Origin of the sequence: Mesorhizobium sp. M1227, from assembly GCF_040318315.1 — a bacterium.
Classification (GTDB): domain Bacteria; phylum Pseudomonadota; class Alphaproteobacteria; order Rhizobiales; family Rhizobiaceae; genus Mesorhizobium.
Window position 1 is genome coordinate 73,624 of the sequence record NZ_JAMYLZ010000025.1, and the last position, 18,091, is coordinate 91,714.

At 64.3% G+C, this 18,091-nt stretch carries 19 protein-coding genes; 9 read left to right on the forward strand and 10 right to left on the reverse strand.

Annotated features, from left to right (window positions below; translation table 11 throughout):
• Positions 1-119: 119 nt before the first annotated feature.
• On the reverse strand, positions 120-569 hold the full coding sequence (locus NKH28_RS24175; protein ID WP_352448343.1) for a baeRF12 domain-containing protein: 450 nt from the start codon (positions 567-569) through the stop codon (positions 120-122).
• A gap of 440 nt (positions 570-1,009) precedes the next feature.
• On the opposite strand from NKH28_RS24175, the gene cysG reads away from it, so the two are divergent.
• The 6 genes from cysG to NKH28_RS24205 all read left to right on the forward strand — a co-directional run bounded on the left by cysG (position 1,010) and on the right by NKH28_RS24205 (position 6,734).
• The gene (gene cysG / locus NKH28_RS24180; protein WP_352980611.1) at positions 1,010-2,461 is read left to right on the forward strand and encodes a siroheme synthase CysG; all 1,452 of its coding nucleotides are present in this window, start codon (positions 1,010-1,012) and stop codon (positions 2,459-2,461) included.
• A complete protein-coding gene (locus NKH28_RS24185) occupies positions 2,458-2,763 on the forward strand; it encodes a DUF2849 domain-containing protein (RefSeq protein ID WP_352469417.1) in 306 nt (101 codons plus the stop codon). The genes cysG and NKH28_RS24185 overlap by 4 nt, the downstream gene beginning before the upstream one ends.
• Positions 2,764-2,836: 73 nt before the next feature.
• Complete coding sequence (locus tag NKH28_RS24190; protein ID WP_352980612.1) at positions 2,837-4,507, forward strand: nitrite/sulfite reductase; 1,671 nt, start codon at positions 2,837-2,839, stop codon at positions 4,505-4,507.
• On the forward strand, positions 4,482-5,246 hold the full coding sequence (locus tag NKH28_RS24195) for a phosphoadenylyl-sulfate reductase (protein WP_352448339.1): 765 nt from the start codon (positions 4,482-4,484) through the stop codon (positions 5,244-5,246). The genes NKH28_RS24190 and NKH28_RS24195 overlap by 26 nt, the downstream gene beginning before the upstream one ends.
• Before the next feature lie 193 nt (positions 5,247-5,439).
• Positions 5,440-5,976, forward strand: a complete 537-nt coding sequence (locus NKH28_RS24200) for a DUF934 domain-containing protein (protein ID WP_352980613.1) — start codon at positions 5,440-5,442, stop codon at positions 5,974-5,976.
• 137 nt (positions 5,977-6,113) lie between these two features.
• Positions 6,114-6,734, forward strand: a complete 621-nt coding sequence (locus NKH28_RS24205) for a DJ-1/PfpI family protein (RefSeq protein ID WP_352539419.1) — start codon at positions 6,114-6,116, stop codon at positions 6,732-6,734.
• 147 nt (positions 6,735-6,881) lie between these two features.
• Here the strand turns inward: NKH28_RS24205 and NKH28_RS24210 are convergent, their stop codons facing one another.
• Both NKH28_RS24210 and NKH28_RS24215 read right to left on the reverse strand, forming a co-directional pair.
• Complete coding sequence (locus tag NKH28_RS24210; RefSeq protein ID WP_352469420.1) at positions 6,882-7,904, reverse strand: fatty acid desaturase; 1,023 nt, start codon at positions 7,902-7,904, stop codon at positions 6,882-6,884.
• Between the two features lie 126 nt (positions 7,905-8,030).
• On the reverse strand, positions 8,031-8,234 hold the full coding sequence (locus tag NKH28_RS24215; RefSeq protein WP_023675249.1) for a hypothetical protein: 204 nt from the start codon (positions 8,232-8,234) through the stop codon (positions 8,031-8,033).
• 236 nt (positions 8,235-8,470) lie between these two features.
• Between NKH28_RS24215 and grpE the strand changes: the two genes are divergently transcribed.
• Positions 8,471-9,106, forward strand: coding sequence for a nucleotide exchange factor GrpE (gene grpE / locus NKH28_RS24220; protein WP_023675250.1), 636 nt, complete (start codon positions 8,471-8,473; stop codon positions 9,104-9,106).
• Positions 9,107-9,242: 136 nt separating this feature from the next.
• Here grpE and olsB read toward each other — a convergent pair whose 3' ends face one another.
• From olsB to NKH28_RS24255, 7 genes are all read right to left on the reverse strand, one after another.
• A complete protein-coding gene (gene olsB / locus NKH28_RS24225) occupies positions 9,243-10,118 on the reverse strand; it encodes a l-ornithine N(alpha)-acyltransferase (protein ID WP_023675251.1) in 876 nt (291 codons plus the stop codon).
• 149 nt (positions 10,119-10,267) lie between these two features.
• The gene (locus NKH28_RS24230) at positions 10,268-12,556 is read right to left on the reverse strand and encodes a response regulator (protein WP_352980614.1); all 2,289 of its coding nucleotides are present in this window, start codon (positions 12,554-12,556) and stop codon (positions 10,268-10,270) included.
• Between the two features lie 87 nt (positions 12,557-12,643).
• Positions 12,644-13,633 carry an acrylyl-CoA reductase (NADPH) gene (acuI, locus tag NKH28_RS24235; RefSeq protein WP_352539417.1) on the reverse strand — a complete coding sequence of 330 codons (990 nt, stop codon included), beginning with the start codon at positions 13,631-13,633 and terminating at the stop codon, positions 12,644-12,646.
• Between the two features lie 51 nt (positions 13,634-13,684).
• Complete coding sequence (lspA, locus tag NKH28_RS24240; protein ID WP_352454178.1) at positions 13,685-14,161, reverse strand: signal peptidase II; 477 nt, start codon at positions 14,159-14,161, stop codon at positions 13,685-13,687.
• Positions 14,162-14,172: 11 nt separating this feature from the next.
• The gene (locus NKH28_RS24245) at positions 14,173-15,036 is read right to left on the reverse strand and encodes a TrmH family RNA methyltransferase (RefSeq protein WP_352684494.1); all 864 of its coding nucleotides are present in this window, start codon (positions 15,034-15,036) and stop codon (positions 14,173-14,175) included.
• The gene (locus NKH28_RS24250) at positions 15,037-16,098 is read right to left on the reverse strand and encodes an RsmD family RNA methyltransferase (RefSeq protein WP_352980615.1); all 1,062 of its coding nucleotides are present in this window, start codon (positions 16,096-16,098) and stop codon (positions 15,037-15,039) included.
• A gap of 88 nt (positions 16,099-16,186) precedes the next feature.
• Positions 16,187-16,672 (reverse strand): anthrone oxygenase family protein, encoded by a 486-nt coding sequence (locus tag NKH28_RS24255; RefSeq protein WP_352980616.1) that lies wholly within the window; start codon positions 16,670-16,672, stop codon positions 16,187-16,189.
• Between the two features lie 107 nt (positions 16,673-16,779).
• Between NKH28_RS24255 and NKH28_RS24260 the strand changes: the two genes are divergently transcribed.
• Both NKH28_RS24260 and NKH28_RS24265 read left to right on the forward strand, forming a co-directional pair.
• On the forward strand, positions 16,780-17,463 hold the full coding sequence (locus NKH28_RS24260; RefSeq protein WP_352684488.1) for a helix-turn-helix transcriptional regulator: 684 nt from the start codon (positions 16,780-16,782) through the stop codon (positions 17,461-17,463).
• A gap of 86 nt (positions 17,464-17,549) precedes the next feature.
• The gene (locus tag NKH28_RS24265) at positions 17,550-17,918 is read left to right on the forward strand and encodes a VOC family protein (RefSeq protein ID WP_352980617.1); all 369 of its coding nucleotides are present in this window, start codon (positions 17,550-17,552) and stop codon (positions 17,916-17,918) included.
• Positions 17,919-18,091: the final 173 nt, after the last annotated feature.

The window sequence follows — 18,091 nt, forward strand, 5'->3', positions numbered from 1 at the left end:
CATGAAATCGATGACAAAGCAGCAAAAGACGGAGAGCCGGCAAGCGTTGCCACCCGGCGCGGCCTGCTCCAGGCAGGCGCTTGCTACGGAAACGAAAGTTGCGCGCCGCCGATGCCCGATCAGGTCGCCTGCAGCAGGCTCTCGATATCGGGTATGCTGTGGTTGGTCAGCGTCTTTGGAATTTCGGCCGTTATCTTGTCGGTGACCTCCTTGTGCAGCTTCCTGCGCATGTCGCCCAGCACCGGCGGCGGCGCGATCAGCACGATCTCCTTGAAGCTGCCGCGGTGTGCGAGCTTGTAGAGCCTGTCGGCAATCTCTTCGGCAAAACGCTCCTTGCCGAGACGGTGCCAGTCGGTGTCCTCGACCGCACTGCGGTGGACGGAAGGGCCGTCGCTGTAGCGGCCGGGGCGGTCCGTGCCTTGTTCTCGGGTTGCCGGATTTTCCTGCTCCATCTCGTGCACGACCTGAAGGTCGGGATATTGGACGTCTCCACGGTTCTCGAGGAACAGCGCCTTTTCGCCATCTGCCACCACGATCCACAGTCCGCGTTTCAGTCTGACGTTGCTCATAGGGCGCTCCTTTTTTGATTTTTCGAACCCATCGCCGGGCCTTTGCCGCAGGGGTGTGACCGGGCCTGGGTCCATAGGGCAAACGCGTGCCGAGGCGGGAATGTTCCGGCACTCGGACCCGGTGCTCCGACAGGGGTCGGCGAGAGTGCGGGGCTGCCGTCGATCGCTCGGTCAGCATCCGGCGGCTTAATCTACTAAATTGATAGAAGTTAGAAAAATCTGTTTTGTGGTTAGCTCCTCCGGCCGCTAAAAAGGCAGCGGATCAAGGGCTGCAACAGCAGCTTCAATCTGCCCCGCATTTGAATGTGGAATATTTTTCTCTTGGCCTTCATGCTTGCAGAAAAGAGATTGCCTGCTACGAAGCGATGCGCGAGTGGGTGCCTTCTGGTTTTTCGCGCCCCCGCGTAGAACTGACAAACGGTTCCAGGATTCCGCTCGTCATGCCGCAAGCCACACCCAAGCTCAATGCCTTTCCCGTCTTCATGCGGGTCGAGGGCGAAGCCATAGCCATCGTCGGCGGCGCAGAGGAAGCGCTGGCCAAGGCGCGGCTGCTCGCGCAGTCGAGCGCTGTGCTGCGCATCGTCAGCGATGAAACAAGCCCGGAGCTGCTGGCCTTTATCGCCGAGACGGGGGCCGCCCACATCGCCGACGCCTATGATGCAGCACATCTCAATGGTGCGGTGATGGTGTTTGCCGCCAGCGGCGACGAGGCGCTCGATCGCCGCGTTGCCGGGGATGCGCGCCGGCTGGGCATTCCGGTCAATGTCGTCGACCGGCCGGAGCTATGCGATTTCTTCACGCCGGCACTGGTCAATCGCGCGCCGGTCGCCATTGCCATCGGCACGGAAGGTGCCGGCCCGGTGCTGGCGCAGATGCTGCGCAGCCGCATCGACCGCATGCTGGCGCCCTCGCTCGGGCCGCTCGCGGCGCTCGCCGCATCTTTTCGCGACACCGCCGAAAGACTGCTGCCGAAGGGCAATGCCCGCCGCCGCTTCTGGAGCGATTTCTTTGGCGGCGCGCCGGCCCGCGCTGTCGAGGCAGGCGAGCTTTCGCAGGCGCATGATGCGGCCGTCGGCCTGTTGATTTCGACAGAACCGGCATCGGGCCATATCGCGCTTGTAGGCGCCGGTCCAGGCGCCGAGGACCTTTTGACGCTGCGCGCCCATCGCCTGCTGATGGAAGCCGACGTGATCGTCCATGACGCGCTGGTGCCGGAGGCGATCGTCGCAATGGGCCGTCGCGATGCCGAGCGCCTGCCGGTCGGCAAGCGCAAGGGCTGCCATTCCAAGAGCCAGGCCGAGATCAATGCGCTGCTGGTCGAGCTTGGCCACGCCGGCAAGCGTGTCGTGCGGCTGAAGTCCGGCGACCCGCTGGTGTTCGGCCGGGCCGGCGAGGAGATGGCGGCACTTCGCGATGCCGGCGTCGCCTACGAAGTGGTTCCGGGCGTCACCGCGGCCTTCGCCGCCGCCGCCGATTTCGAACTGCCGCTGACGCTGCGCGGCGTGTCGTCGTCGATGGTGTTCACCACCGGCCATGACCTCAAGGGAAATTCGCTGCCCGACTGGGCAAAGCTCGCCATTTCCGGCGCGACGGTCGCCGTCTATATGGGCCGCTCGGTCGCCGCCGAGGTCGCCGGCCGGCTGATCGAAGCCGGCCTGTCGCCGGATACGGCCGTCGCCGTGGTCGAGAATGCCAGCCTTGCCAACCGCCGCCGTTTCCACGGCACGCTCGCCGACCTGCCGTCGCTGGAGGCGCGCGCCGACCTCAGCGGCCCGGTGATGACCATCATTGGCGACGCGGTCGCCGGCGCCAATTTCGAACGGTCCGAGCCGCTGGCGGCACACAGGCAGGAAAGCGTGGCGAGTGCTGCCGCGCAAGGAGTGAGCCAATGAAAGTCCTGACCGCGAACCGCCTCGCCGACGGCATAGCCGTCTGGTACGCCAATGGCGGCTGGGCCGAGATCATCGACCATGCCGACATCGCCCATGACAAGGCGGCCGAGGACCGGCTGGAGGCAATCGGCGCCAAGGCCTCCGCCAACAACGAAGTGGTCGACGTCAACCTGATAGACGTGACCGTGGCCAACGGCACGGTCGAAGCGGTCCGGCTGCGTGAAAAGATCCGTGCCGCCGGCCCGACCACCCGCAACGACCTGGGCAAGCAGGCCCGTCCGCAAGCCGCACGTGCGGCATAGATGACACAAGCATGATCCAGATCATGCTCGAACGAAGAAAATAACGGGCGGACGCGCCCGGAAAGACCTGAATATGTACCGTTACGATGAGTTCGACCACGATTTCGTCAAGGCACGCGTCGCCGAGTTCAGCGACCAGGTTGCGCGGCGCCTTGCCGGCGAGATCACCGAGGATCAGTTCCGGCCGCTTCGGCTGATGAACGGCGTCTATCTGCAACTGCATGCCTATATGCTGCGCATCGCGGTGCCCTACGGCACGCTGAACAGCAAGCAGCTGCGCATGCTCGGCCACATCGCCCGCAAATACGACAAAGGTTACGGCCATTTCACGACGCGCCAGAACATCCAGTTCAACTGGCCGGCGCTGTCGGACATCCCGGCGATCCTGGCTGATCTGGCAAGCGTCGAGATGCACGCCATCCAGACCAGCGGCAATTGCATCCGCAACGTCACCGCCGACCACTTCGCCGGCGCCGCCGCTGACGAGGTTGCCGATCCGCGCCCCTATGCCGAAATCCTGCGGCAATGGTCCTCGGTGCATCCGGAGTTCTCGTTCCTGCCGCGAAAATTCAAGATCGCGGTGACCGGCGCCGAGCGCGACCGCGCCGCCATCCAGACGCACGACATCGGCTTGCATCTGAAGAAGAACGCTGCCGGCGAGCTCGGTTTCGCCGTCTATGTCGGCGGCGGCCAGGGCCGCACGCCGATGGTCGCCAAGAAGATCCGCGATTTCCTGCCCGAAGCGGATCTGTTGTCCTACTGCACGGCGATCCTGCGCGTTTACAACCTCTACGGCCGGCGCGACAACAAGTTCAAGGCGCGCATCAAGATCCTGGTCCATGAGACCGGCGTCGAGGAGATCACCCGCCAGGTCGAGGCCGAATGGCAGGAGTTGAAGGACGCCGAGCTGAGGCTGCCGGAAGAAGACATCCGCGCCATCGATGCCTATTTCGCGCCGCCTCCGCTTGTCGACCGGCCGGAAGGCGACGAGGCGGTCAAGCTTGCCCGCCTCGACTCCAAGAGCTTTTCCGAATGGCTGGACCAGAATGTGGTCACCCATCGCCATCCCGACTACGCGGCGGTGACCATCTCGCTCAAGGGCATCGGCGAGACGCCGGGCGATGCCTCCGACAGCCAGATGGAAGCGGTCGCCGACACTGCCGAAAAATATTCCTTCGACGAGCTGCGCGTCAGCCACGAGCAGAACCTGATCCTGCCGCATGTGGCGCGGGCCGACCTCAAGGCGGTCTATGACGCGCTTGTCGATATCGGGCTGGCGACGGCCAATTCCAACCTGATCAGCGACATCATCTCCTGCCCCGGCCTCGATTATTGCGCGCTGGCAACGGCGCGCTCGATTCCCGTGGCGCAGGAAATCTCGCGGCGCTTTGCTTCGCTGGAGCGCCAGCGCGACATCGGCGAATTGAAGCTGAAGATTTCCGGCTGCATCAATGCCTGCGGCCATCACCATGTCGGCCATATAGGCATCCTGGGAGTCGAGAAGAAAGGCGCCGAGCTTTACCAGGTGACGCTCGGCGGCTCGGCCGACGAGAACACCTCGGTCGGCGAGATCATCGGCCGCGGCTTCAGTTCGGAAGAGATCACCGATGCCATCGAGCAGATCGTCGAGACCTATCTCGGGCTTCGGCTGGACAGAAACGAAAGATTCATCGACGCCTACCGCCGAGTCGGTCCCGCGCCGTTCAAGGAGGCGCTCTATGCTGGCGAAGCCAAGGCCGCTTGACCGTATCGTCGACGTCGAGGCCGGCATCGCCGCCCAAGCGGCGGGTCTCGACGCGCTCTACGGCCATCTGAAGCCGCTGGAGATCATCGAGCGGTCGACCCGGGAGTTCTTTCACGGCGAAATTGCCGCCGTCTCGTCCTTCGGCGCGGATTCGGCGGTGCTGCTGCACATGATCGCCGAGATCGACCGCACGCTGCCGGTGATCTTTCTCGACACCGGCAAGCATTTCGAGGAGACGCTCGGCTATCGTGACGCGCTGGCCGCCGATTTCGGGCTGAGCGATATCCGGGTGATCAGGCCCGACGATGCGGCGCTGGCAAGGATCGACCCGACCGGCAATCTGAACGAGACCGACACCGACGCCTGCTGCGACGTGCGCAAGGTCGAGCCGCTGGCGCGCGGCGTCGAGCCGTTCCGCGCCTGGTTCACCGGCCGCAAGCGCTTCCAGGCGGCGACCCGGGCAGCGCTGCCGGTGTTCGAGGCGGTCGGCTCGCGCATCCGCATCAATCCGCTGGCGCACTGGACGACATCGGACCAGGCCGGCTACATGCGCGCGCATGCGCTGCGTGAAAACCCGCTGGTCGCCTATGGCTATCTGTCGATCGGCTGTTTCCCATGCACGCAGCCGGTGCAACCGGGCGACGATGCGCGCAGCGGCCGCTGGGCCGGGCACGCCAAGACCGAATGCGGCATCCACTTGTCGGGGCTGGAAAGGTCGCTGACCGACGCCTCGCTTTAGGATATGTTGATATTCAGCCGGCCTGCAAACGGCGGCTTCCTGCGCTTCCGGCGCTCACGTACCCAAAGTACGCTCCGCTCCGGTTCTCGGAAGCCACGCAGTTTGGTCGCTTCGCGCCCGCCTTCGGTTCCGGCTCGGCCTGACCTGAATCTCACGGTGCACTTTAGAATCTTTGGACTTGGGAATTTTCTTGATGAGCGATTTGATAGCCGAAAACGCCATGCCGCTGTGGACACCGGATGGGTTCCGCGAGGACGAGTGGGTTCATGCCGAAAGCGCCGAGGCGCTGGTCGGCAATGGCCGTTTCATCCTGCCGTTGCAGGCGTTTCTGGGCCTCGATCCGGAGGTGCGGCGGTCGGCGAAGGAGCGCATCGGTGTGCTGCTGCAGCCCGGCGATCAGCTCGAGAAGATCGCAGGCCTGCTCGATCAGCTGTCGCTGGTGGCGCTGGCGTTTCCGGCGTTCAATGACGGCCGCTCGTTCTCCAAGGGCGAATTGCTGCGCAGCCGTTATCATTTTGCAGGCGCTATGCGCGCCACCGGGCAGGTGCTGATCGATCAGCTGCCGCATATGCTGCGCGTCGGCTTCGATGAATTCGAGGTATCGCACCCGGTGCTGCTGAAGCGGCTCGAGCAAGGCCGCACCGGCGGACTGCCGCTGTTCTATCAGCCGGCGGTGAAGCCGGAGGCCAAAGGCCCGAAATATTCCTGGCGGCGGGTGCGCGCCGGCTGATCCGCTCCAGAGGGCCAGAAGCCCTATCTGGTCGGACCACATTCCCGATTCAGCCTTTTATTTTGCGCCTCTCCGCCTTAGGATAGGCCCATTATTTCGCGATCCGAATAAATGTGGCCACAAGGGAGGAACCGGGTATGGCTGGCAAGAAGATATTGATGCTCGTTGGCGAGTTCAGCGAGGAGTACGAGATTTTCGTCTTTGAACAGGCCATGCATGCGGTGGGCCACACCGTCCATGTCGTTTGCCCCGACAAGAAGGCCGGCGATATCCTGAAGACCTCGCTGCACGACTTCGAGGGCCACCAGACCTATACGGAAAAGCTCGGCCACGACTACATCCTCAACAAGACGTTTTCCGAGGTCAATCCGGCCGACTACGATGCCGTCTACGCGGCGGGCGGGCGCGGGCCGGAATATATCCGCATCGACAAGCGCGTGCAGGCGCTGGTGCGGCATTTCCATGAGACGGGAAAACCGATCTTCACCATCTGCCACGGCGTGCAGATCCTGATCGCGGTCGACGGCGTGGTGCGCGGCCGCGAAGTCGCGGCGCTGCAATATTGCGAGCCCGAAGTCACGCTGGCCGGCGGCATCTATATCGATGTTGCGCCGACCGGCGCCCATGTCGACGGCAATCTTGTGTCGGCCAAGGGCTGGCCGGGCCTTGCCGCCTTCATGCGCGAATGCCTGAAAGTGCTGGGCACCGAGATCCGCCAGGGCGAGATCCTGATGCGCGACCAGCGCCGGGCGGCTTAAGCTCGGAATGTGGAGCCCGCCGCACCCCTAACGCATGTCGCGCAAAAGTGTCAGCGGTTTTGCGATAACGGCATGCATAAACAACAACCTAAAGCGCGTCGCATGAGGCCGGTCGAGCGCGACGCGCTTTAGGTGCGGCGGTATGCTTTACACGGCCATCCGCGCTTCGCGGAACGATACCAGCTTGCTGCGACTCTCGTCCCACAGCGCCAGCTTGACGCAGCGCAGGCTGTCGAGGAGTGTGACGCGGCCGATCTCACGCAGCTCCGGATAGTCCCTCAACACTTCCGGAAGCCGGTAGCATGGCACCTTGGCCGAGAGGTGATGCACGTGGTGGACGCCGATATTGCCGGTGATCCAGTTCAGCACCGGCGGCAGGTCGTAATAGGACGAACCGTGCAGGGCAGCGTGCTGGAATTCCCACTCGGAGTCCTTTGTCCACTCCGTCTCCTCGAACTGATGCTGGACATAAAACAGCCAGATGCCGGCCGATCCGGCGAGGATGACGATCGGCAAATGCACGACCAGGAACGCGCCGGGGCCAACGAACCAGATGAGCAGCGCGGCGATGACCGCGATGGCGAGATTGGTCGACATCGACGACACCCAGGGGGTGAAACCGCCCCGCATCATGCCCAAGGGCAGTCTCTGCTCGAAAATGAAGATCCATATCGGGCCAAGGCCAAACATCACCAGCGGATGGCGATAGAGGCGATAGGCGAGCCGGCCCCGCCATGACAGTTGCCGATATTCAGCGACCGTCAGTGTCTTGATGTCGCCGGTGCCGCGCTCGTCGAGATTGCCGGCGCTGGCGTGATGGGTTGCGTGGGCGCGGCGCCAGCAATCGTAGGGCGTCAGCGTCAACACGCCAAGCACGCGGCCGATCCAGTCGTCGGCATAGCGGTTGGCAAAGAAGGAGCCGTGGCCGCAATCGTGCTGGATCATGAAGATACGCACCAGAAAGCCGGCTGCCGGAAGGATGAGGACCAGACCCCACCAATGGCCATAGGCATAGGCGGCCGAGGACAGTGCCCACAGCGTGGCGAAGGGGATGAGGGTGATGGCGAGTTCGACGGCGCTGCGACGCCTGTCGGGCTTTTTATAGCGCGACAGGATTTTCAACCAGGCGCGCTTGCTGTTTGCCACAGCTTCGGGGGAAATCATGTTCATCATGAAACATAGGCGGAGCGGCGCGCTGCCGCAAGGCGGAGATCACGCAAAGTTACTGCGGGTAAATGTCGCGCGATGGCGAGGAATTGCGGCCGCAATCGCAGGTCGTGTTGCTGGCGACGGTATCTACCGACGGCGCCCGCCTGCGACCACCTTGGCTTCGACGCCGTCCAGGCGGTCGAGCAATTCCTTCAGACGGTCGGGAATATCGGACTCCGTGCGGAAGGCCGGCAAGGTGCGCAGAAAGCGCTTAGTCGCCTCGGTGCCGAGCTGGCGCCGGATATCGGCGGCGAGCCCGTCGCGTTTTTCGCCATTCCTGCGGGGCATCATCCAAAATCCTGTGTCGGCTTCGAAACTCTTCCAAGGGAGGAATGGTTCCCGCATTGTAGCATGCTGGCAAGCAAAGCCGTCGGGTACGGTAAAGTTTGAATTAAAATCGAAAGGTCTGCCCCGTCCGCCATCAAGCAGCGACAGCGGCTGCAGTATCGCTTGCCCCTTGATTTTTGGCCGCCAAACCTCGATATCGGGCGCAAATCCACACCATTCGAAAATGACGGGAAACGGCGATGAGCGACCAGGCAAAAGACGAACGCGCGCCCGATGAAGCCGAGAAGACCGAGGCTGCCGCGGAGCCAAGGGAAGGTGGCGTCGACGGCGACTATGAAGCGCTTGTGCGGCTTCTGAAGGAAAACGAAGAGCTGAAGGATCGCGCGCTACGCGTCGCGGCCGACATGGAGAACTTGCGTCGCCGCACCGCCCGCGACGTCCACGACGCGCGCGCCTATGCAGTCGCCAACTTTGCCCGCGACATGCTTTCGGTGTCAGACAATCTGCGCCGTGCGCTGGATGCCATCCCGGAGGAGGCCAAGGCTTCGGGCGATGCCGGCTTCAAGGCGCTGATCGACGGCGTCGAGATCACCGAGCGCGCCATGCTGTCGGCGCTGGAACGCCACGGCGTGAAGAAGCTCGAGCCCGAGGGCGAGAAATTCGATCCGAATTTCCACCAGGCGATGTTCGAGGTGCCCAATCCCGACGTACCGGCCAACACGGTCGTGCAGGTCGTGCAGCCCGGCTATTCGATCGGCGAGCGTGTTCTGCGGCCGGCCATGGTCGGCGTCGCCAAGGGCGGCCCCAAGCATGTGGCGAGCGAAGCGCCGGTGGAGCCGGGGCCGGTCAACGAGCAGGCTGAGAAAGATGCGTAAGTTAGGGGAGTAGGGGAATAGGGCAGTACGGGAGTAGGGCAGTACGGGAGTAGGGAATAGCGCTACGTCGGGTAAAGTAGAGCAATTGCCTACTCGGGCCCTTGCCTTCTCTCCGCCTACTCCCCTACTGCCCTATTCAGGCCGCAAACCGCTGCGCTTCTCCGCCATAATAATTGACGTAGCGGGCACCGATCTCCTTGACCGGCATCACCACGAACACGTCGACCGTCGAGAATTCACGATCAATGACGCAACCGTCGCCGATGCGCGCGCCGACGCGCAGATAGCCCTTGACCAGCGGCGGCATCGCCGCGATCGCCGCCTTGGTGTTGACGGCCTCGATCGGCATCAGATCCATGGAACAATAGCGCCCGGCGACGGCGCGCACGTCCCAGGATGAATTCGTCCGGCAGTGGTGGGCAAGATAGGTCAGCGCCTCGGCATGTGCCGCAGGCACGGTGCCGTGGAACGACGCGCAGCCGGTCATCACGCCGATGCCGTAATGGTTGATGTAGGCCCAGATGCCTTGCCACAGCGCCTCGATGGTGCGCTTCGAGCGGTATTCCGGCAGAACGCAGGAGCGGCCGAGCTCGAGGAAGCGCTGGCCGGGATGCCGCGCGATGAGCTTGGTCAGCTCGAATTCACCTTCGGAATAGAAGCCGCCGGCGGCCGCGGCAATCTCCTGCCGCAGCAGGCGGTAGGTGCCGACGATGCGGCGATGCTCGGGGCCGGAAAGCGAAGTATCGAAGACCAGCAGATGATCGCAGAGGGGATCGAAGCGATCGGCATCGCGGCGGTCCTGCATCTGGAACAGGTCCTTCCTGGCACCAAGCTCGTCGTAGAACACCCGGTAGCGCACTTCCTGCGCGGCAGCGATCTCGGCCTCGTTGCGGGCGAGCCGCACTTCGAGATTGCCGATGCGGCCGAGCGATGCGCCTTTTATGACGGCATCGGCGTTCCGGCCGACGAGCAAAGGCCCGCTGGCGTTCGGCCGAGCATCACATTCCGGCATGACTGTATGCACGAGTGATTCTCCTTCGAGCCATCCCTCTTGGCACGGGGATACGGTGTAGGTGCAACAGGATTGTGACAGTACCGTGATACGGCTCTGCGGGCAATACTTCGTCGGCTGGGTAATCTATCAACCGTCTATGTTGTGCCTCAGGCGGCCGCTTGCCCTTCGACCGCATGAACCAGGGCATCGGGGTCGAGCGGCTTGGTGACGAAGCCGCTGGCACCGTGAGCGAGCACGGCGTGGCGGGTCTTTTCCTGGCTGTCGGCCGACAGCACCATGATCGGCACTGGCGGCACCGCGGTCTCCTCCTCATGGCGGCGGATGGCGGCGATGGCGTCCAGGCCGTCCATGACAGGCATATGCAAGTCCATCAGCACCACGTCGTAACGGTGCTTGTGGCCGGTGCTGATGACCGCCTCGACGGCGGCCTTGCCGTTGCCGACCACTTTCACGCGATGCCCGGCCTTCAGCAGCGTGGCGCGGGCCAGCATGGCGTTGATGTCGTTGTCCTCGGCGATCAGCACCGACAGGCCCTGCTGGCGGGCGCCAATGGCGTGCCCCGCCTGCGCGCCGCGCCTTTGCAGTTGCGGCTCGGCGATGACCGGCGCGTGGCTGGTCAAAAGCACGCGCAGCAATGTCTCGCCGCGCACCGGCCTCGCAAGGAAGGTGGCGTAACCATTGGCACGGAACTCGCCAAGCATGCCACGGTCGGTCGGTGCGATCAGCGTCACTGCCTCGCAATCGGCAAATCCGCTCTGGCGCAGGCGCCTGAGCAGCCTGCCGTCGCTTTGCTCCATGGCAGCATCGATCAGCAGCACGTCGCAGCTCTCGGCGAAAGGGGTGGCCTGGGCTGCGGCGGTGGCCAGATCGACCGTGCCGCCATTGGCGCGAATGGTGCGGGCGAGGGCTTCGGCCTCGACCAGGTTCTTCGACACGATCACGGCATGCCGGCCCGACAGCGCGTCCTGGCGGATCTGCGGCGCCTCGACGGCGGAAATAGCGGGAATCTCGAAGACGAATTCGGACCCCTGGCCAAGCCGGCTCGACACAGAGATAGTGCCGCCCATGGCGGTCACCAGGCGCTTGGAAATGGCGAGACCGAGGCCGGCACCGCCATGCGCACGGGTCGAGGTGCCGTCAGCCTGTTCGAAGTCCGCGAATATGCGCTCCATGTCCTCCTCGCGCAGACCGGGGCCGGTGTCGGTGATGGTGAAGCGGATGCGGTCGGTGGTTTCGGTGCGGACGCGGGCGATGCTTGCCAGGACGCCGCCGCTGTCGGTGAACTTGACGGCGTTGCCGATGAGATTGAGCAGCACCTGCCTGACCCTGCCGGGGTCGGCGGTGATCAGCTGCGGCACGTCGGGTTCGACATGACAGCCGAGGCCGATATCCTTGGCAAAAGCCCGCGCCGCCAAAAGCTCGATGACATTGTCGGCGATCTCGCGCACCGACATCGGCTGCGGTTCGGGATCGAAGCGGCCGGCCTCGATCTTGGAGTAGTCGAGCAGGTCCTCGATCAGCGCCAGCAGCGCGCTGGCCGAGGTCGAGATGGCGCCGACATAGGTCCGCTGCTCGGGCGAAAGGCTGGTGTCGGCGAGAAGCCGGGCCATGCCCATGATGCCGTTCATCGGCGTGCGGATCTCGTGGCTGACGGTGGCGAGGAAGCGCGATTTGGCCTGGCTCGCATATTCGGCCCGCTCGCGGGCGGTGATCAGCGAGGATTCGGCGCGCTTGCGAGCGGTGATGTCGCGGGCGATGGCGCGATGCGAAACGGCGCCGCTGTCCTTGTCGCGCACCGACAGCTCGATCCAAGAGAACCAGCGTGGGCCGTCCGGCGTGCGAATGGCGACGTCGGTGGAACTCAGGCATTCATGGTCGGAAAACGCGGCGTCGGGGACGATGCCGACATCGATGCCTAGTTCGGCCAGGGTCTTGCCGGCAAGGTCGCGCTGGTCGGTTTCGACAAGGTCGGCGAAAACCTTGTTGGCGTAGACAATGTGGCCGTCGCGGTCACGATGGACGACGAGATCGCCGAGTGCATCGATCAGCCCGAGAAAGCGCTCCTCGCTCTCCTGCATCTCCCACATGCGGTCGGCCAGCGTCTCTATTTCGGCGCGGCTGCGGGCGGTCGTGGCATCGAGCAGGGCCACCGCGCGGCGCTCGGTGCGCCTGTTGCGCAGATGCATGGCGAGCCCGGCGATGGCTGTCGCCAAAAGGCCGATAGTGATGAAGATCGGCGCCCCGGTCAGATGCGAAAAGCCTGCCAGCACGACAATGGCGACGAGCGTCAGGAAGGGCAGGCCTTCGCGGTTGGAGGCCGGCAGTTCCGGCGCCAGCGGTGGCGCGGCGACAAGCTGCCGTCCTGGCGCCGCGGGGGCCGTCCCGTCGGCCCGTTCGGCTGGTTCCGCCTCTCTGATGCCGGGTTCCGCAATCATACGGAAATCCTGCCAGACAGAGCTTATCGAAGGTTGTGGTTGATCGCTCGAATTTTACCGGTCGCGCTCTTTTTTTCCCTTGGGGGCTCACATATCCACCACCACGCGGCCGCGGATCTTACCCTCGACGATGTCATGCGCGGCGCCGATGATGCCGTCGAAGCCGATGCTCGTCGAAAGGCTGGCAAGCTTTGCGTGGTCGAGATCGGCGCCGATACGGCGCCAGGCCTCGAGGCGGACCGCCTTCGGCGCCATCACCGAATCGATGCCGAGCAGCGAGACGCCGCGCAGGATGAAGGGCGCGACGCTTGCCGGCAGGTCCATGCCGCCGGCGAGGCCGCAAGCGGCAACGGCGCCGCCATAGGAGGTCATCGATAGAACGTTGGCCAGCGTGTGGCTGCCGACCGCATCGACGCCGCCGGCCCAGCGTTCCTTGGCGAGCGGTTTTGCGGGCTGGGCAAGCTCGTCGCGTGAAATCACTTCCGCGGCGCCGAGGTCGATCAGATAGGGGCTTTCGGCAGCACGGCCGGTCGAGGCGATGACGTGATAGCCGAGGCTGGACAGGATCGAGACCGCGACCGAGCCGACGCCACCGGCAGCGCCGGTCACCGCCACCGGGCCGCGATCGGGCACGATGCCGTGGCGCTCCAGCGCGATGACGCAAAGCATGGCGGTGTAGCCGGCGGTGCCGACCGCCATCGCATCATGCGGGCTCATGCCGTCCGGCAACGGCACCAGCCAGTCGCCCTTGACGCGGGCGCGCCCTGCAAAGGCGCCGAAATGCGTCTCGCCGACGCCCCAGCCGTTCAATATGACCTTGTCACCCTTGCGCCAGTCAGGATTGGAAGACGAGATGACGGTGCCGGCGAAATCGATGCCCGGCACCAGCGGCCAGTGGCGGATCACCGGCGCCTTGCCGGTAATTGCAAGACCGTCCTTGTAGTTCACCGTCGTCGCCTCGACCGCGACGGTGACGTCGCCCTCCATCAGGTCTGCCTCGGTAAGCTCGGTCACCGCGACCGACTGGTTTTTCTCGGCGTCACGCGAAACGAGGATGGCTTTGAAGGTTTCGGGCATTTTTTCTCCTCGGGCTTGCAGATCAGAATGTGTGGCGCCAGGCGAGTGAGGTCAATCGCTCGACGCTCCGCGCCGCCAGCCAATGAGTTCGTCGAAGACGACCAGCACCGCACCAACCGAAATGAAGGCGTCGGCGAGGTTGAAGATCGCGAAGGACCAGACCGGCGTATGGAACAGGACATAGTCGATGACATGACCGTAGATTGCGCGATCAATCAGGTTGCCGAGCGCGCCGCCGACGATCAGTGCGAAGCCGATGCGGGCAAGCAGGTGGCCGGGCGGCGTGCGGGCCGCAAGATAGAGCACGAAAGCGACCACCAGAACCGCGACGACCACCAGGCCGGTGTCGCCGAAGGACGAAAACAGCGAGAACGCGATGCCGGTGTTGTAGGTGCGGTACAGCGCCAGGAACGGAAGCAGGTCGAGCCGTTCCTGAAAGGCAAGACCGGTTTCGACTAGGTATTTCACCCACTGGTCGAGCGCTATCGCGGCGACGACCAGAAGAGCATACGGCCTCCAGGACTTCACGGTTTGAGATGTCACGATCTGGCGTCCTCCGGGCCGAGCTTCAGCGCGCCGCGCCGGATCTCGAACAGCATGACGCCGGTGGCCACTGCAAGGTTGAGCGAATCGGCGCGGCCGGCCTGCGGTATCCGCAGCAGTTTGTCGCAGCTTGCGGCAAGCTCGTCAGGCAGGCCTTGCTGCTCGTTACCCATCATCAAAAGCACCGGGCCCTTTGAAAAATCGACCGAGCGGTAGTCGACCGCACCCTTCAGGTGGGTGCCGGCGACGAGGCCGGGGAAGCTCGTTCGCCAGGCGAGAAAAGCTTCGGGCGACGCCTTGGCGACCGGCACGGCGAAAATCGAGCCCATGGTGGCGCGCACCGTTTCGACCGAAAAGGGATCGGTGGTCTCGCCGACCAAGATGACGCCCCTGGCCCCGACAGCGTCGACCGTGCGGATGACGGTGCCGAGATTGCCGGGGTCGCGGACGCGGTCGAGCGCCACCCAGACGTCGCCGTCACGGGCGCGGATGTCCTTCAACGGCAGGTATTTCTGCGAGAACACGCCGACGACCATTTGCGGATTGTCGCGGCGGGTGATGGCGACCAGCACTTTTTCCGAAACTTCAAGGACGGTGCCGCCGGCGGCGACCGTGCGCGCCGCGACCTTTTCAACCGCCGTATTGCCACGTCCGGCCTTGGCGAAGACCAGTGTCCTGATCGACCAGCCGAGATCGAGCGCGTCGATGACCAGCTTCAGGCCTTCGGCCATGAAGGAATTCTGCTGGTCACGGAATTTCTTCAGCGCGAGCGCCTTGATGTCCTTGACCAGCGGGTTGGCGAGGCTGGTGACTTCCTTCACCTGCCCTGGCGCGCCCGCGTGCCGTTCGTACGCACTCATTCAGGCCACCCAGCGTGAGAACAGCGAGGTCGAAAGCGCCCGACCGGCAGACTTCTCGCGGATGATCAATTCACCCGACTCGACCGTGCCGCCCATGCCGGCGAAGGTGTCGCGCATCAGGGCATGGATGGCGAAAAAAGAGGCGCGGATCGAATAGGCGGTCAGTACCACGGCGAGCGGCTTCGGCGTCAGGATCGCGCGGCAGATATCGGTCAGCGCCGGCAGGTCCTCGAACAGCTGCCAGACCTCGCCCTTCGGTCCGCGGCCATAGGCGGGCGGGTCGAACAGGATGATGTCGTAGCGGCTGCCGCGGCGCTCCTCGCGCTCGGCGAATTTCACGGCATCGTCGACGATCCAGCGGATCGGCTTTTGCGACAAGCCCGCCATTTCCTGGTTTTCGCGCGCCCAGCCGATCGCCTTCTTGGAAGCATCGACGTGGGTGACCTCGGCGCCGGCACGCGCCGCCACCAAGGAGGCAAGGCCGGTGTAACCGAACAGGTTCAACACCTTCACCGGCCGTTTTGCCGCCGCGATCAGTCCGGCCAGGTGGTCCCAGTGCGAGGCCTGCTCGGGAAAGACGCCGACATGGCGAAACGAAGTGAAGCGGCCGAGATAATCTATGCCGTCATGCTTCATCGGCCAGGTCTCGCCGAGCGGCGTCTTGGGGAAGCGCCAGCGGCCGATGCCTTCCTCGTCGGTATCGCCGGTGAAAATGGCGTCGGCGCGCTCCCAGTCCCTGGCCGGCAAAGCCTTTTGCCAGATCGCCTGGCCCTCCGGCCGAACGATGCGGTAGGGGCCGTATTGCTCGAGTTTTTCTCCGGCGCCGCTGTCGAGCAACGCGTAGTCCTGATTGGGGCCGACCTCGAGGATCAGCGGCAGATGTTCGGCAGGCAGCGCGCCATCGCGGCGGGATAGAGGGCGCGGCGCGGCTTTCGGCTCGGACCGGTCCTGCAGTTTAGGCTCCGAACCGGCGGTCAGGCCGGCGTCGCGCCGCCGCGGCTGCTCCGCCCCGCCCTTCGGGGGCGGGCGGCTGTCGCGGCGTTTGTCGCGAAAAGGTTTCAAGAAGGCGCATCTCCGGACGGCGGCTCGCCGCTTCTGCCACAGCACATTGACCGGCGCAACAAAAGGGCTGCCGACGTGTGCAACCGGATCAGCCGCGCCTGATCGACAGCAGGCCGACTGCGAGCGCTATGAAACCAACGGCCTTGAAGCCGGTGACGACCATATGGCCGGTTTCCCAACTGCTCCGGATACTTTCGAAATTGTCCGGGATCGGTCCAGGCACCCAGGTGGCCAGGACATCGTTTGCCGGTTTGACCAGGGTAAACCACGCCACGAGGGCCATCAGATAAAGCACGGTGGCGGCCAAAATCCACCAGAATGCCGGGCGGTCGCTGCGCAGCACCCAGGCGAGAAGCCCCGGACAGGCGATCGCGGCCACGTCCAGCGGTGCGCCGACAATCGCGAAGAATTGGAACTGAGCGTTGAAGACAGTGGTTTCACGCCAGAGCGAAGGCGGCCAACTGGTCAGCCGCGGCACCGATTCCAGCACATGGGCGAAGGATGGTCCGAGGCTGAGCGCAGCGACGATGGCGGTCAAAACCGACCAGAACAACAGGAACCCGCGCATATCCATAGTGGCCAGACAACGGCGTCAGGACGCAGACGTTCCCGTCCGCCACCCATGTCGCTTGCCGCCGAAAGCGCTGGTGCTCTATCGTGATTGAAACCAGGTCATGATTCATGTCCCGTGCTGAACGCCTGCTCGACCTGATCCAGATCCTGCGCCGGCATCGCCGGCCGGTCAGCGGCCGCAGCCTTGCGGGCGAAATGGGTGTGTCGATCCGCACGCTCTATCGCGATATCGCCACGCTGCAGGGGCAGGGCGCGCCGATCGAGGGTGAGGCGGGGTTGGGTTACGTGCTCAGGCCCGGTTTCATGCTGCCGCCCTTGATGTTCACCGATGAGGAGATCGAGGCGATCGTGCTCGGTTCGCGCTGGGTGGCCAAGCAGCCGGACTGGCGGCTTGCGAACGCCGCCACCGACGCGCTGGCCAAGATCGCGGCGGTGCTGCCGAACGATTTGCGCGAAGAGCTCGACGCCTCGACGCTGCTGGTCGGGTCGCGCACCGAGGTCACCGAAGGCATCGATCTCGGCGTGGTGCGGCAGGCCATCCGCGAGGAGCGCAAGCTGAGCTTTGTCTATCGCGACGCCGGCGGCGCTGCCTCCGAGCGCACCGTCTGGCCGTTCGCACTCGGCTTCTTCGACAAGGTGCGCGTCGTCGCGGCCTGGTGCGAGATGCGCCAGGATTTCAGGCACTTTCGCGCCGACCGGATATCCGGCCTCAATGCCACCGAGATGCGCTATCCGCGCCGCCGTCAGGTGCTGCTCAAAGAATGGCGGGCGACGCTCGACACGCCAAGCTAAGGCTGCTGCTCAGTTGATACTGCTGCCAGAATCTGGCAGTGGCGTACGGTATGCTCCTCCAGTCGAAACGATCTGGAGAGCAATTCATGACACCGCCCAATTTCGTCATCCTCTATGTCGACAAGCCTGAGCAAAGCGGCGCCTTCTATAGCGCGCTGCTTGGGCGGCAGCCGGTCGAGATCTCGCCGACCTTCGTGCTGTTCGTGCTCGACAACGGCTTCAAGCTCGGCCTCTGGTCGCGTCACACCGTGGAACCGGCCGCCGCGGTAGCAGGCGGTGGCGCCGAGATCGTCTTTGCGCTGGACACGCCGGAGGCGGTCGATGCCACCTACACCGATTGGGCCGGACGGGGTCTGAAAATCCTGCAGAGCCCGACCGACATGGATTTCGGCCGGACCTTCGTCGCGCTTGATCCCGACAGCCACCGGCTGCGGGTTTATTGGCAAAGGGAGTAAGGCAGTAGGGGAGTATGTGACAGGAAATATAGCTGGCGCGGCGCCGCACGATCAGTACAGTTTCCTACTGCCCTACTGCCCTACTGCCCTACTGCCCTACTGCCCTACTGCCCTACTGCCGTCCTGCCCTACTGCCCTACTGCCCTAGGGCCGTACTGCCCTACGGATGAGGG